We start from the raw sequence: 12461 nt of genomic DNA on the forward strand, positions 1-12461 counted from the left end.
TCCGTTGGTAGTGGTCACCATACTACGCCGCCGCGCAAATTACGCTATAGCCAATATGGCAGGCGCATTATTGCGCAGGCAGTCTCCAGGCCTGAACATAATCGCCCAGCTTGGTCCCGATGGATCCGTGACCACCCGCGACCAGCACGACCATCTGACGGCCTTCGCTGTCCAGATAGGTCATCGGCGTGGCCTGACCGCCTGCGGGCAGACGGGCTTTCCACAGCTCGGTCCCGGTGGTCAGGTCATAGGCGCGCAGGAAGTCATCGGTCGCGGCGCCCATGAAAACAACACCGCCCCCCGTGATCATCGGGCCACCAATGCCCGGCATGCCCAGCGGCAGTGCAATCGGGTCTGGCGTCATGCCCAGCGTGGTGCCGTTCTTGTGCTTCCAGACGATTTCGCCCGTGCGCAGATCGGCGCCCGCGACATAACCCCATGGCGGCGATTGACAGGGAATGCCCAGCGGCGACAGAAACGGCCCCATCTCGACGGCATAGGGCGCGCCCTCGTTCGAATTGACGCCCTGTTCGCCCACATTGGTCTGCACATCGCCCAGCTGCTCCTGCGGGATCAGCTTGGACGTGAAAGCCAGCTGCAACGGCATGCCGAACATCACCTGACGTCTCGGATCAACCGCGACCCCGCCCCAGTTGAAGACGCCAAAGTTGCCCGGATAGACAATCGTGCCTTGCAGCGAAGGCGGGGTATAGCGCCCTTCATAGCGGTGTTCGCGGAAGGCAATCCGGCACAGCATCTGGTCGATGGCCGTGGCACCCCACATGCTCGCCTCGGTCAACGGTTCGGGATTGAACGACAGCGACGATTCCGGTTGCGTGGGCGAGGCGTGATCTTCGGGGATCGTCTCGGTCGAAACCTCGACCTCGGACACCGGCAGGATCGGTTCGCCGGTTTCGCGGTTCAGGACATAGACGTCGCCCTGCTTGGTCGGCTGAACCAGCGCAGGCACACGGCCGTCAGGCATGTCCAGATCAACCAGGGTCGGCTGGGCCGGGGTATCCATGTCCCATAGATCGTGATGCACGAATTGATGCACCCAACGAACCTGACCCGTCGCCAGATCCAGCGCCGTGACCGAGGTGGCATAGGTTTCCACGGCCTCGGTCCGATACATGCCCAACTGGTCGGGCGTGCGGTTGCCCATCGGCAGATAGACCATGCCAAGTGTCGGATCGGCGCTGAGCGGTGCCCAGCTGTTCGGGGAGGAGGTCGCATAGACCTGATCGGGGTTATTCACGTCAAACGGTGCGGTTTCCGTGGGATTGCCCGAATCCCAGTTCCACAGCAGGCGGCCATCGCGCGTATCATAGGCCCGCACGACACCAGAAGGTTCATCGACGTTATAGTTGTCGTTCACCGCTCCCGCGATCACCAGCGTATTGCCCACGATCACCGGCGGAGAGGTCGAGTAGTAATATCCATCCTGCTGGTAAGGCATGTTGTGCATCAGGTTCAGTGAACCCTTGTCGCCAAATTCGGGGCACAATTCGCCGGTCTCAGGGTCCAGCGCCAGAAGATGCGCGTCCGACGTCGGCATGAAGATCCGCGTCTCGCAAGTGCCGGTCACATCCGACACATTGCTGCTGGCCGGGGTCGCGGGATGCACCACGCGCGCCGCAGGGATCGCCGGGGCGGCGGGTTCCACAGCGGCAGTGGTGCCGCCATCAGCCTGCGCCGGATCGGTGGCGACATCGGTCGCCTCCGTATCTGCCGCCGGTGCCGGGGTTGGAACGCTGTCATCGCCGGGCCAGTAACTGACACCGCGACAGGTCTGATGCTGACGATTGGCGTCGGGTTTGATGTCGGCCTTGTAGACCCACTTCTCGGCACCCGTATCCGCGTCCAGCGCAATCGCCCAGTTATGCGGCGTGCACAGATACAGCGTGTCGCCAATCTTGATCGGTGTTGCCTGATAGGTGAACTCACCGGAATCGCCGGGCAGTTTCACGTCGCCTGTCTGATAGCTCCAGGCTGCTTCCAACTGCGTCACATTTTCAGGCGTGATCTTGTCCAGGGGCGAGAAACGCTGGCCATACTGCGTGCGGCCATAGGCGACCCAGTCTTCGTCGCCCGCAACCGGACCCATGTCAGGGGTGGCATTTGCAACCTCGGTCGGCAGTTCGCCAACGATCGAATGATTGTCCTGGGTCAGCGACCCAAGCGTGCCCAGCCCGATCACGCCCGTCACAAGAAACAACGGCAGCCAAGCGCGTTCAAAACGACGCTCGCCGACGCCGTAAGGCAGCAACAGCAGCAGGCCAAGGATCAGGAACATCCCCATACGGGACGCCAGCGGCCACCAGTCGTAACCAACCTCGGAATAGGACCAGATGGCCAGCCCGATCAGCAGCAGCGCGTAAAGCCATCTGGCGGCGATGCTGCGTTTGAATATCAGAACGGCGGTCACAAGCATGACCACACCGAATGCGACAAAGAAGGGGCTGCCGCCCAGCATGGCAAGGCGAACACCGCCCACAGCCAGCACGGCCCCAATGATGGCAAAAAGAAGCGAAAGTAGAATTCGCATGTCGTTTTCCTTTCGACAGGCTCAGTGAACTGCGACGTGATCAGGACGGCCAAGCGTCCGAATGGGAAGGTAATGCCAAGGGCCGGGATCAACCCCGACGCCACGCCACGTAGCGAAAAGCTGCGATTTCAACCTCTGCCCTATCCTTCGGGACAGCAACCCCAATTCCGAACAAACCATCAGATCACGTCGCGTTTCTGCCCCGGCATCGCCGGAGCAGAAGAGATTGGGTGAAAATCAGGCTTCGGTAACCGTCACCTGCCACGGCTGCAGATCACCTGCGGCAGCGTCGGACAGGTTGGCGCGGATATGGACGGTCTGGTCACCTTCGGAACGGGTGAAGGACAGAACCGGACCTTCGGCACGCATATCGACCTGCTGACCGTTTCTGATCGCCGCATATGTGTCGCGCAGGCTGATCGCGTGGCGATAGTGATGCAGGATGGAATGGGCATCAGCCTCTTCCACGGCAGGGGTGCGCAGCAGATGCTGTTCCGGGACCGGCAACCAGGGCTTTCCGGTCGAGAAACCGCCATTTGCCTCCTGATCCCAGACCATGGGCGTGCGGCAACCGTCACGACCCTTGAATTCAGGCCAGAATTCGATGCCATAGGGGTCTTGCAGGTCCTCGAATTGCAACTCGGCCTCGGGCAGGCCCAGTTCTTCGCCCTGATAGATACAGACCGAGCCGCGCAGGCACATCAGCACCGTGCAATAGGCCTTGATCGCATCATCCGACAGGTTCCAGCGGCTTCATGGCGGACGACGTCGTGGTTCGACATCGCCCAGCAGGGCCAGGAATTCGGCGCGACGCGGTTCAGATCGGCAAAGACATCCACGATCCGCTGCGCTTTCAAGTCATCACCGGACAGGAAGTCAAAGACATAGGACATCTGCAAACGGTTGCTTTCGGTGCCGTTCGGTGCGCCGGTATATTCCTCCAGCAACTCCAACGCCCGCTCGCTGTCGCCAATCTCACCGACCGAGGCCGCGCCATAGGGTTTCAACAGCGCATTGAACCGCTCAAGAAACGCCAGGTTTTCCGGCTGCGACTTGTCGTATTTATGGCTTTGATGGTTGTAAGGGTTCACCGCAGGCGCAGTATCCGACTTGCGCCGTTCGGGCGGCAGCGGCGGGTTGTCGCACAATTGCTTGTCATGCGTGTAAAAATTCACGGTATCCAGACGGAACCCATCCACGCCCTTTTCCAGCCAGAATTTCGCAACATCCAGAATGGCGTCCTGCACATCGGCGTTGTGGAAATTCAGGTCCGGTTGCGAGGTCAGAAAGTTATGCAGATAATACTGCTCGCGGCGTGCGTCCCATTGCCATGCGCTGCCGCCAAAGATCGACAACCAGTTGGTCGGCACGGTTCCATCAGGTTTGGGATCGGCCCAGACATACCAGTCGGATTTCGCGTTGTCGCGACTGGCGCGGCTTTCCGCGAACCACGGATGCTTGTCCGAACTATGCGACAGCACCAGATCGATCACGACCTTCAGGCCCAGCTCATGCGCGCGCGCCACCAGCCGGTCGAAGTCCTCCATGCTGCCGAACAGCGGGTCGATGCCGCGATAATCACTGACATCATAGCCGAAATCCTTCATCGGAGAGGTGAAGAACGGCGAAATCCAGATCGCATCGACACCCAGCGACGCGACATAGGGCAGGCGCTGCGTAATACCGGCCAGATCGCCTATTCCGTCGCCGGTCGTATCCTGAAAACTGCGCGGATAGATCTGATAGATCACGCCGCCCTTCCACCAATTCGCTGCTGTCTGGATCAATTCAGTCACCTTTCATTGCGGGGTGATTCAATTCAACGGCCCATTAGTCCCACATGCTTCAAAACACAATCACGCCGGGCATGTTAGCGGTAAAATTTATCTGGTCACGAAACCGCGCGGAGCTTCGGCCGGGGGTTGTGCTTCGCCCCTTGGCAGCCTTACCATCCCATAGTCATCGCGTGATGACCACAGATCAGGAGAAATCACATGGCCTGGACCAAACCCATTCTGAAAGAAATCGCCTGCGGCATGGAAATCAACATGTATGCCCCGGCCGAGGACGAGCCCGTTCTGTTCTGATCCTTCGGAACCAGAGACGACAACAGCCCCGTCCGATCCTATCGGGCGGGGCTGATCATTCGACAGGGCAGGATTTTCATGCAGATCATTCTTCTTGGCGCAGGTGCGGGCGGTGGCCTGCCGCAATGGAATTGCGGTTGCGCCAATTGCAATGCCGCCCGCGCGGGGCATATTCCGTCGATGACGCAAAGCTCGGTCGCGATCAGCGCTGATGGCACGGATTGGGCGATCCTGAATGCCTCGCCCGATATTCGCACCCAACTGGCGGTGACGCCAGAACTGCACCCCACCGGGCCAAGGCAACTGCCCATCCGCTCGGTTCTGTTGACCAACGGCGATATTGATCACGTCGCCGGATTGCTGACATTGCGCGAAAGCCAGCCGTTCGATCTGTTCGCAACGGCGGCCATCCATGATGCCTTGGCGCAAAATCCCATGTTTGGCGCCCTACGCGCCGATCTGGTTCCGCGCCGGCCGATCCGTCTGGATCAGCCATTCGATCTTGCGTCCGGCCTGACCGCGACCCTTTTCGCGGTGCCGGGCAAGGTGCCGTTGTATCAGGAAGGCGCGGTGGTTCAGAGCGGGCTGATCGGCGAAAATACCGTTGGCGTCGAACTGATCGCGAACGGGCGGCGCGCGCTGTATATTCCCGGCTGCGCCGATCTGCCCGACTGGCTGCAAACCCGGATGGAGGGGGCCGATCTGCTGATGTTTGACGGCACCCTTTGGGATGATGACGAAATGATCCGCATGGGTCTGGGCCGGAAAACCGGGCGGCGCATGGGCCATGTGCCCGTCACCGAAACGCTGGACGCCTTGGCGCAAACCGGAATGGGTCAGCGGGTCTTTGTTCACATGAACAACTCCAACCCGCTGACCGACCCGAACAGCCCGGAATCAGCCAAGGCCAGGGTGCAAGGCTGGCAGGTTGGCCGCGATGGAACAAGGATTACGCTGTGAAGGATATCCCGACCCAACCCCAGTCCCGCGATGATTTCGAGGCTCGGCTGCGTGCCATCGGGGCCGCGCGCTATCATGATCGCCACCCGTTTCACGCACGCCTGCACGGTGGCCAATGCACCCCCGACGAGGTGCGGGCATGGGTCATCAACCGCTGGCAATATCAGTCGCGCATTCCGATGAAGGACGCGGCCTTCATGTCACGCGTGGACGACCCTGCCCTGCGCCGCCGGTGGCGCAAGCGGATCGAGGATCACGATGGCGGCGTCGATGAAGGCGGCGGTATTCGCCGCTGGCTGGCGCTGGCCCAAGCGGTCGGTCTGAACCCCGATTACGTTGCCAGCGGTCAGGGCGTGATGCCCGCCACGCGCTTTGCTGTCGATGCCTATCTTCGCTTCGTCCGTGACATGCCCTTGCTGGATGCGGTCGCGGCCAGCCTGACCGAACTTTTCGCCCCGAAAATCCACGCCCAGCGGATTGAAGGGCTTCTGGCGCATTACGATTTCGCCGATGACCGCAGCCTGTCCTATTTCAAGAAGCGCCTGACCGAGGCGCCCGAGGATGTGGCCTTTGGGCTGAATTACGTCCTGACCCATGCCGACACGCTGGACAAACAAAACGCGGCGGCGGCGGCGCTGATCTTCAAAACGGACGTGCTTTGGGCACAGCTTGATGCGCTGTGGCACGGCTATGTCGAAGGTCATATCCCACCCGGTGCATGGCGTCCGGGCGAAGGAATGGCCTGATGGAACCGCTGATCCAGCCGCAGGACATTCCGTATCTGCCGCGCGGTGTGCGGCTCGCAGATGACCGGGTGCGCGGCATCCGCGTGCTGCAAGCGCCGGAACGTGCAATGCAACTGGACCAGATCGGCGATGCGATCCTGTCGGAACTGGACGGTCAGCGCAGTCTGGCCGCCATCGCCCGCGCTCTGGCCGAACGCTATCAGGCACCCCAGAATCAGATCGCCGCCGATATGCGCGATTTTCTGACCGGGTTGATCGAACGGCGGATGGTTTTCGTGAAGGCCGCGCCATGACCGAACGCCCCCGCGACATCGACGGCAACCCCGTCACCCCCGGCCTGCCCATCGCCATGCTGGCCGAAATCACGCATCGCTGCCCTCTGGCCTGTCCCTATTGTTCCAACCCGGTCGAACTGACCCGCGTCGGGCTGGAACTGCCGGCAACGGATTGGGCACGCGCCTTTCGTCAGGCCGCCGATCTGGGGGTGTTGCAGGTCCATATCTCGGGCGGAGAGCCGGGCGTGCGGCGTGATCTGGCGGATATTGTCGCCAGCGCGCGCGAGGCCGGGCTGTATGTGAACCTGATCACCTCGGGAATCGGAATCACACGCGAACGGTTGCAGGACCTGGATCGCGCCGGCGTCGATCATGTCCAGCTGTCGTTGCAGGGCATCCGCCCGGACATGGCCGACCGGATCAGCGGGCATCCGGGGTCATGGAACAAGAAAATGGCTTTCGCCGAATGGGTCACCGAAATCGGCTTTCCGCTGACCATCAACGCCGTGGTCCACCGGCAGAACATGGATCGCCTGCCCGACATGATCCAGCTGGCCGAAACCCTTGACGCCCGCCGGATCGAGGTCGCGACAGTGCAGTTCCATGGCTGGGCCAACCTGAACCGCAAGGCGCTGATGCCGACGCGTGAACAGGCCGCTTTTGCCCGCCAGATCGTCAATGATGCACGGCTGCGGCTGCGTGGCCGCATGGTCATCGACTATGTGCCGGCCGATCACCACGCGATCTATCCCAAGGCCTGCATGGGCGGTTGGGCCACAACGGGCCTGAACATCGCGCCCGACGGATCGGTGCTGCCCTGCCATGCGGCGCAAACGATTCCGTGGATGACGTTCGACAATATCCGCGACCGCTCGTTGCGCGATATCTGGATGCAGTCGGATGCCTTCAACGCCTTTCGCGGCACCGAATGGATGCCCGAACCCTGCCAATCCTGCGACCGCAAGACCGTGGATTTCGGCGGCTGCCGCTGTCAGGCAATGGCGCTGGCAGGCAACGCCCGCGCGACCGACCCGGTCTGTTCGAAATCCCCACTGCATGCGGGTTTGGTGGCGGCAGCCGAGGTGGAGTCGCAGGGGGATACGGATGAGATGGTGTATCGGCGGCTGAAGAAGGGCCGTTAACGCGGCCCTGACCCGGCTGATCTAGCGCAACCCCAACCCGATCGCCGCCCCGATCCCGGCAAAGGCCAGGGCAACCAGCCATGTCGGCACCACAGGCTTTGGCACGATGACGTTCAGCTGTGCCTCTTCGGGGTGGGCGCGGTCCCACAGGGCCTGTTCGACCATCTGCGGCAACAGCGGGCCGTAGCGTCCCACGGTCTGCGCGGCCTTGGCCAGATCGCGGGCCAAAGCCTGCGGGCCAAGGCTTGACTTGATATAATCCGACACCACCGGCTTGGCCGCGTCCCAGATGTTCAGCTGCGGATCGACCGAACGGGCCACCCCTTCGACGACGACCATCGTGCGTTGCAGCAGGATCAGCTGGGTCTGGGTCCGCATGCCGAAACGTTCGGTCACTTCGAACAGATAGGCCAGCAGATTGGCCATCGAGATGCGGTTGGCATCGGCACCAAAAATCGGCTCGCCTACCGCACGCAGGGCACGGGCAAAGGCCGCCTCGTCCCGGTCGCGGGGGACATAGCCTGCCTCGAAATGCACGCGGGCGACGCGGCGATAATCGCGGCGGATAAAGCCCATCAGGATTTCGGCATAGACGCGGCGGGTATATTCGTCGATTTCCCCCATGATCCCGAAATCATAGGCGATGATGTCGCCATTCGCCGCCACCTTCAGGTTGCCGTGGTGCATGTCGGCATGGAAAAAGCCATCGCGCAGGGCGTGTTGCAGGAACAGCTGGATCACACGCGTGGCAATGTGGCTGACGTCGTGGCCCGCCGCAATCAGCGCCACCGGATCGCCCATCGGCAGCCCTTCGGCCCAGTCCGAAGTCATCACACGACGCGATGACAGGCCCCAATGCGGCTTTGGAACGTCAAAACCCGCGTCATTTTTGGTGTTTTCGGCAAATTCAGACGCCGAGGCCGATTCCAGCCGCATATCCAATTCGCCCGAGACGACGGATTCGAAGTGGTTGACCACATCGCGGGGACGCAAACGCCGGGTCGAGGGGGATAAAACCTCGATAAAACGCGCCGCAAAGTGAAAGGCGTCGATATCGCGGCGAAAGGCGGGGCCGATCCCGGGGCGCACGACCTTGACCGCAACTTCCTGCCCGCTGTCGCGGATGCGGGCGCGGTGAACCTGCGCGATGGATGCCGCAGCAACGGGCTCGGAAAATTCGCTGAACAGATCGTCGACGGGCTGACCCAGATCGGCCTCGACAATGCTTTTGGCAATATCTGTCGGAAATGGCGGCAGGCGATCCTGCAGCATCCGCAACTGATCAGCCAGTTCCACGCCCACCACATCAGCGCGCGTCGACAAGATCTGGCCAAACTTGATATAGGCCGGGCCAAGCGCGGTGATTGCGCGTGTAATCGGCGGCAGGTTCGGATCGCCCTTGTAGCCCATCCAGCGGAACGGCCAGCCGACGATGCGGGCGGCGGCACGCAAACGGGGCGGCGCCTCCATCGCGTCCAGAACGGCCCCCATTGCGCCGGTGCGTTCAAACGTCGCGCCCGTGCGGATCAGGCGCAGGATATTATGAGGTCCGCGCATTTACAGTTTCCAGCCGGAATGCAGCGCGGCGATCCCCATCGACAGATTGCGCCATTGCACGCGGCCAAAACCGGCATCGCGGATCAGTCCGGCAAAGCTGTCCTGATCGGGGAATTTACGAATGGATTCGACCAGATATTGATAGCTGTCGCGATCACCCGTCACCGCCTGGCCCATCGCCGGAATGACGTTGAAGCTGTAGCGATCATAGGCCCATTGCATCGCTGGCACGGGGATCTGGCTGAACTCCAAAACAACCAGACGACCGCCCGGACGCAACACGCGATAGGCCTCGGCCAAGGCATCGGGGATGCGGGTCACGTTGCGGATACCAAAGCTGATCGTATAGCGATCAAAGCTGTCATCCGTGAAAGGCAGCTTCATCGCATCGCCCGTCACCCATGCCAGGCGGTCGGCCTTTTCCGCAGCCTCGCCCCGCTTGCGACCCTCGACCAGCATCGATTCGGTCATGTCGCAGACGGTCACGCGTGCATTCGGCGCCCGGTCCAGAAAACGAAAGGCAATATCACCCGTGCCACCCGCCACGTCCAGCAAATGCTGGCCATCGCGCGGGGCAAGCCAGTCCATCATCGCATTCTTCCAGACGCGGTGTATGCCCACGCTCATCAGGTCGTTCATCACGTCATAGCGTGATGCGACACTGGAAAAGACACCGTGGACCATGCCCGCCTTGGCGTCTTCGTCCACAGTCTGAAAGCCGAAATGGGTTTTCTTGTTCTCGGTCATCGCGCTTGCCGTTATGTCATTAGGGCACCAGATATGTCCGGCGCGTCGCGGGCACAATGACCGGGATGGGCCAGCGGTGCAATGCGACGAAAGGGAAACAGGTGCCAGAACTGCCAGAGGTCGAGACCGTCCGCCGCGGATTGCAGCCCCATCTGGAGGGTCAGCGCATCGCCCGGGCCGAAGCCCGCAGGCCCGATTTGCGCTGGCCGCTGCCGGTCGATCTGGTGCAGGTGCTGACCGGCGCCACGGTGACGGCCTTGCGGCGACGGTCGAAATACCTGCTGGCCGATCTGGACCGGGGCGGCACCTTGCTGATGCATCTGGGCATGTCGGGGCGGATGCTGGTCGAAGGGGCCGGCACGGCCGGTTTTCACCGCGACCCGTCGATCCTGTCGCGCCACGATCACGTCGTTCTGACGACCGAGGCAGGCACGACCATCACCTTCAACGATGCGCGCCGGTTCGGCATGATCGATCTGATCCGCGAGGGCACCGCCCATCCGTTGCTGGACCGTCTGGGACCGGAACCTTTCGATCCGGGCTTTGACGCGGCCTATCTGGCGGGGGCCTTCCAAAACCGCCGCAGCCCGGTGAAACAGGCGCTTCTGGATCAACGTATCGTGGCGGGATTGGGCAATATCTATGTCAGCGAGGCCCTGTATCGCGCCGGAATCGACCCGCGCCGCGCGGCCGGCAGAATTTCCGCGCAGCGCATCGCCGTTTTGGTCGGACATATCCGCGAGGTGTTAACGGACGCAATTGCCGCCGGTGGATCATCGCTGCGCGATCACCGGCAAGCCACTGGTGAACTGGGCTATTTTCAGCACAGCTTTCGTGTTTACGACCGCGAGGGGCAGCCCTGCCCGACACCGGCTTGCCCCGGCACGATCCGTCGCGTCGTGCAATCGGGACGGTCCAGTTTTTTCTGCCCGGTCTGTCAACGCTAGTCAGGTGCTTGGCTTCCCCCGTAAGGTGCTGATAGGTTCCCCGCCAACACGTTATGCCAATAAGGAACAAGCCCATGGCTTATGAAACGATCATCGTCGAAAACGAAGATGATGTCGCCCTTATCCGCCTCAACCGTCCCGAGGCACTGAATGCACTGAACTCCACCCTGATCACCGAGCTGGCCGACGCGCTGAGCGAGGCGGACAATAACGACAAGGTGCGCTGCATCGTCATCACCGGCAGCGAAAAAGCCTTTGCCGCCGGTGCCGACATCAAGGAAATGGCCGAAAAGTCGTTCGTCGATGTCTATAACGAAGATCTTTTCGGCGCGCAGGTCCAGGTGATCGAACGTATCCGCAAGCCGATCATCGCGGCTGTCAGCGGCTACGCACTTGGTGGCGGCTGTGAGCTGGCCATGATCTGCGACTTCATCATTGCTGCCGAAAACGCCAAATTCGGCCAACCCGAGGTCAATCTCGGCGTGGTCGCCGGAATCGGCGGCACGCAGCGTTTGACGCGGATCATCGGTAAATCCAAGGCCATGGACATGCACCTGACCGGCCGCTTCATGGACGCAGCCGAGGCCGAGCGCAGCGGTCTGGTCAGCCGCATCGTTCCGACTGCCAAGCTGATCCCGGAAGCCATGGCCGCAGCTCGCAAGATCGCCGAGAAATCCCAGATCACCGTCAGGACGATCAAAGAGGCCGTCAACCGCTCCTATGAGACGACATTGTCCGAAGGTATTCGCTTCGAGCGCCGCGCCTTCCATTCGCTGTTTGGCACCGAAGACCAGAAAGAAGGCATGGCCGCTTTTCTGGAAAAGAGAGAGCCTCAATTCCGCGACCGCTAATTCGGGGTTTCCTTTTGGCTTGATATACCCTAAAGGCCTTCGCTTACATGCGCGTGGGCCCGCTTAGGCAAGAATCATGTCTGCTTTCGTTGAAAGCGGCGTCTTGGGTCTTTTTGCGCAACAGAAACGCTAAAGACCCGATAGGACCTCAGTTATGGCCAATACTCTTCAATCCAAGAAACGCGCTCGTCAGACCGAGCGTCGCACCGACGTCAACAAAGCACGTCGTTCGCGCATCCGCACCTTCCTGCGCAAAGTCGAAGAAGCAATCGCCAGCGGCAATGCCGATGCAGCCCGCGATGCGCTGAAAGCAGCTCAACCCGAACTGATGCGTGGTGTGACCAAAGGCATCGTTCACAAGAACACCGCGTCGCGCAAAGTTTCGCGTCTGGCAGCACGCGTCAAAACGATGACCGCACTCTGATTTTCCGGCCCTTTCCGGGCCAGAAAATATCTAAAATTTTGGCCTGTTTGGGCTACTATCTGAAGGTGGGTGCGAACCGTTACGGTCGTGCCCATTTTTCATTTGTGCAGATTTAAGCTTTGATAATATTGTTACTTTTCAAGGCAGTCTTGAAAATTTGCTTGTGAGTCAACGGCC

General features: G+C 61.1%; 11 protein-coding genes and 1 pseudogene. 8 read left to right on the plus strand and 4 right to left on the minus strand.

Going from position 1 to position 12461, the window contains the following annotated elements:
• Positions 1–67 precede the first annotated feature (67 nt).
• Together H4P12_RS05640 and H4P12_RS05645 are read right to left on the minus strand one after the other, a co-directional pair.
• A complete protein-coding gene (locus tag H4P12_RS05640) occupies positions 68–2548 on the minus strand; it encodes a membrane-bound PQQ-dependent dehydrogenase, glucose/quinate/shikimate family (protein ID WP_187792642.1) in 2481 nt (826 codons plus the stop codon).
• A gap of 279 nt (positions 2549–2827) precedes the next feature.
• Positions 2828–4332 (minus strand): annotated as a pseudogene (locus tag H4P12_RS05645) (alpha-amylase family glycosyl hydrolase); the annotation flags it as partial.
• A gap of 210 nt (positions 4333–4542) precedes the next feature.
• On the opposite strand from H4P12_RS05645, the gene pqqA reads away from it, so the two are divergent.
• The 5 genes from pqqA (at position 4543) to pqqE (ending at position 7758) form a co-directional block, all read left to right on the plus strand.
• Entirely contained in the window at positions 4543–4635 is a 93-nt protein-coding gene (pqqA, locus tag H4P12_RS05650; protein ID WP_043131127.1) for a pyrroloquinoline quinone precursor peptide PqqA, read from the plus strand.
• A gap of 78 nt (positions 4636–4713) precedes the next feature.
• Complete coding sequence (pqqB, locus tag H4P12_RS05655) at positions 4714–5595, plus strand: pyrroloquinoline quinone biosynthesis protein PqqB (RefSeq protein ID WP_187792643.1); 882 nt, start codon at positions 4714–4716, stop codon at positions 5593–5595.
• Positions 5592–6341, plus strand: a complete 750-nt coding sequence (gene pqqC, locus H4P12_RS05660; RefSeq protein ID WP_343069772.1) for a pyrroloquinoline-quinone synthase PqqC — start codon at positions 5592–5594, stop codon at positions 6339–6341. Before pqqB ends, pqqC begins: the two co-directional genes overlap by 4 nt.
• Complete coding sequence (pqqD, locus tag H4P12_RS05665) at positions 6341–6634, plus strand: pyrroloquinoline quinone biosynthesis peptide chaperone PqqD (RefSeq protein ID WP_187792644.1); 294 nt, start codon at positions 6341–6343, stop codon at positions 6632–6634. Before pqqC ends, pqqD begins: the two co-directional genes overlap by 1 nt.
• A complete protein-coding gene (gene pqqE, locus H4P12_RS05670) occupies positions 6631–7758 on the plus strand; it encodes a pyrroloquinoline quinone biosynthesis protein PqqE (protein ID WP_187792645.1) in 1128 nt (375 codons plus the stop codon). The genes pqqD and pqqE overlap by 4 nt, the downstream gene beginning before the upstream one ends.
• A 21-nt stretch (positions 7759–7779) precedes the next feature.
• Here pqqE and ubiB read toward each other — a convergent pair whose 3' ends face one another.
• Both ubiB and ubiE read right to left on the minus strand, forming a co-directional pair.
• Positions 7780–9315 (minus strand): 2-polyprenylphenol 6-hydroxylase, encoded by a 1536-nt coding sequence (ubiB, locus tag H4P12_RS05675; RefSeq protein ID WP_187792646.1) that lies wholly within the window; start codon positions 9313–9315, stop codon positions 7780–7782.
• Positions 9316–10062, minus strand: a complete 747-nt coding sequence (gene ubiE / locus H4P12_RS05680; RefSeq protein WP_187792647.1) for a bifunctional demethylmenaquinone methyltransferase/2-methoxy-6-polyprenyl-1,4-benzoquinol methylase UbiE — start codon at positions 10060–10062, stop codon at positions 9316–9318.
• Between the two features lie 101 nt (positions 10063–10163).
• On the opposite strand from ubiE, the gene mutM reads away from it, so the two are divergent.
• The 3 genes from mutM (at position 10164) to rpsT (ending at position 12284) form a co-directional block, all read left to right on the plus strand.
• On the plus strand, positions 10164–11009 hold the full coding sequence (mutM, locus tag H4P12_RS05685) for a bifunctional DNA-formamidopyrimidine glycosylase/DNA-(apurinic or apyrimidinic site) lyase (protein WP_187792648.1): 846 nt from the start codon (positions 10164–10166) through the stop codon (positions 11007–11009).
• Between the two features lie 74 nt (positions 11010–11083).
• Positions 11084–11860, plus strand: a complete 777-nt coding sequence (locus tag H4P12_RS05690; protein WP_187792649.1) for an enoyl-CoA hydratase — start codon at positions 11084–11086, stop codon at positions 11858–11860.
• 154 nt (positions 11861–12014) lie between these two features.
• Positions 12015–12284 (plus strand): 30S ribosomal protein S20, encoded by a 270-nt coding sequence (rpsT, locus tag H4P12_RS05695; RefSeq protein ID WP_187792650.1) that lies wholly within the window; start codon positions 12015–12017, stop codon positions 12282–12284.
• Positions 12285–12461 lie beyond the last annotated feature (177 nt).

Source organism: Paracoccus amoyensis, from assembly GCF_014490725.1.
Lineage (GTDB): Bacteria > Pseudomonadota > Alphaproteobacteria > Rhodobacterales > Rhodobacteraceae > Paracoccus > Paracoccus amoyensis.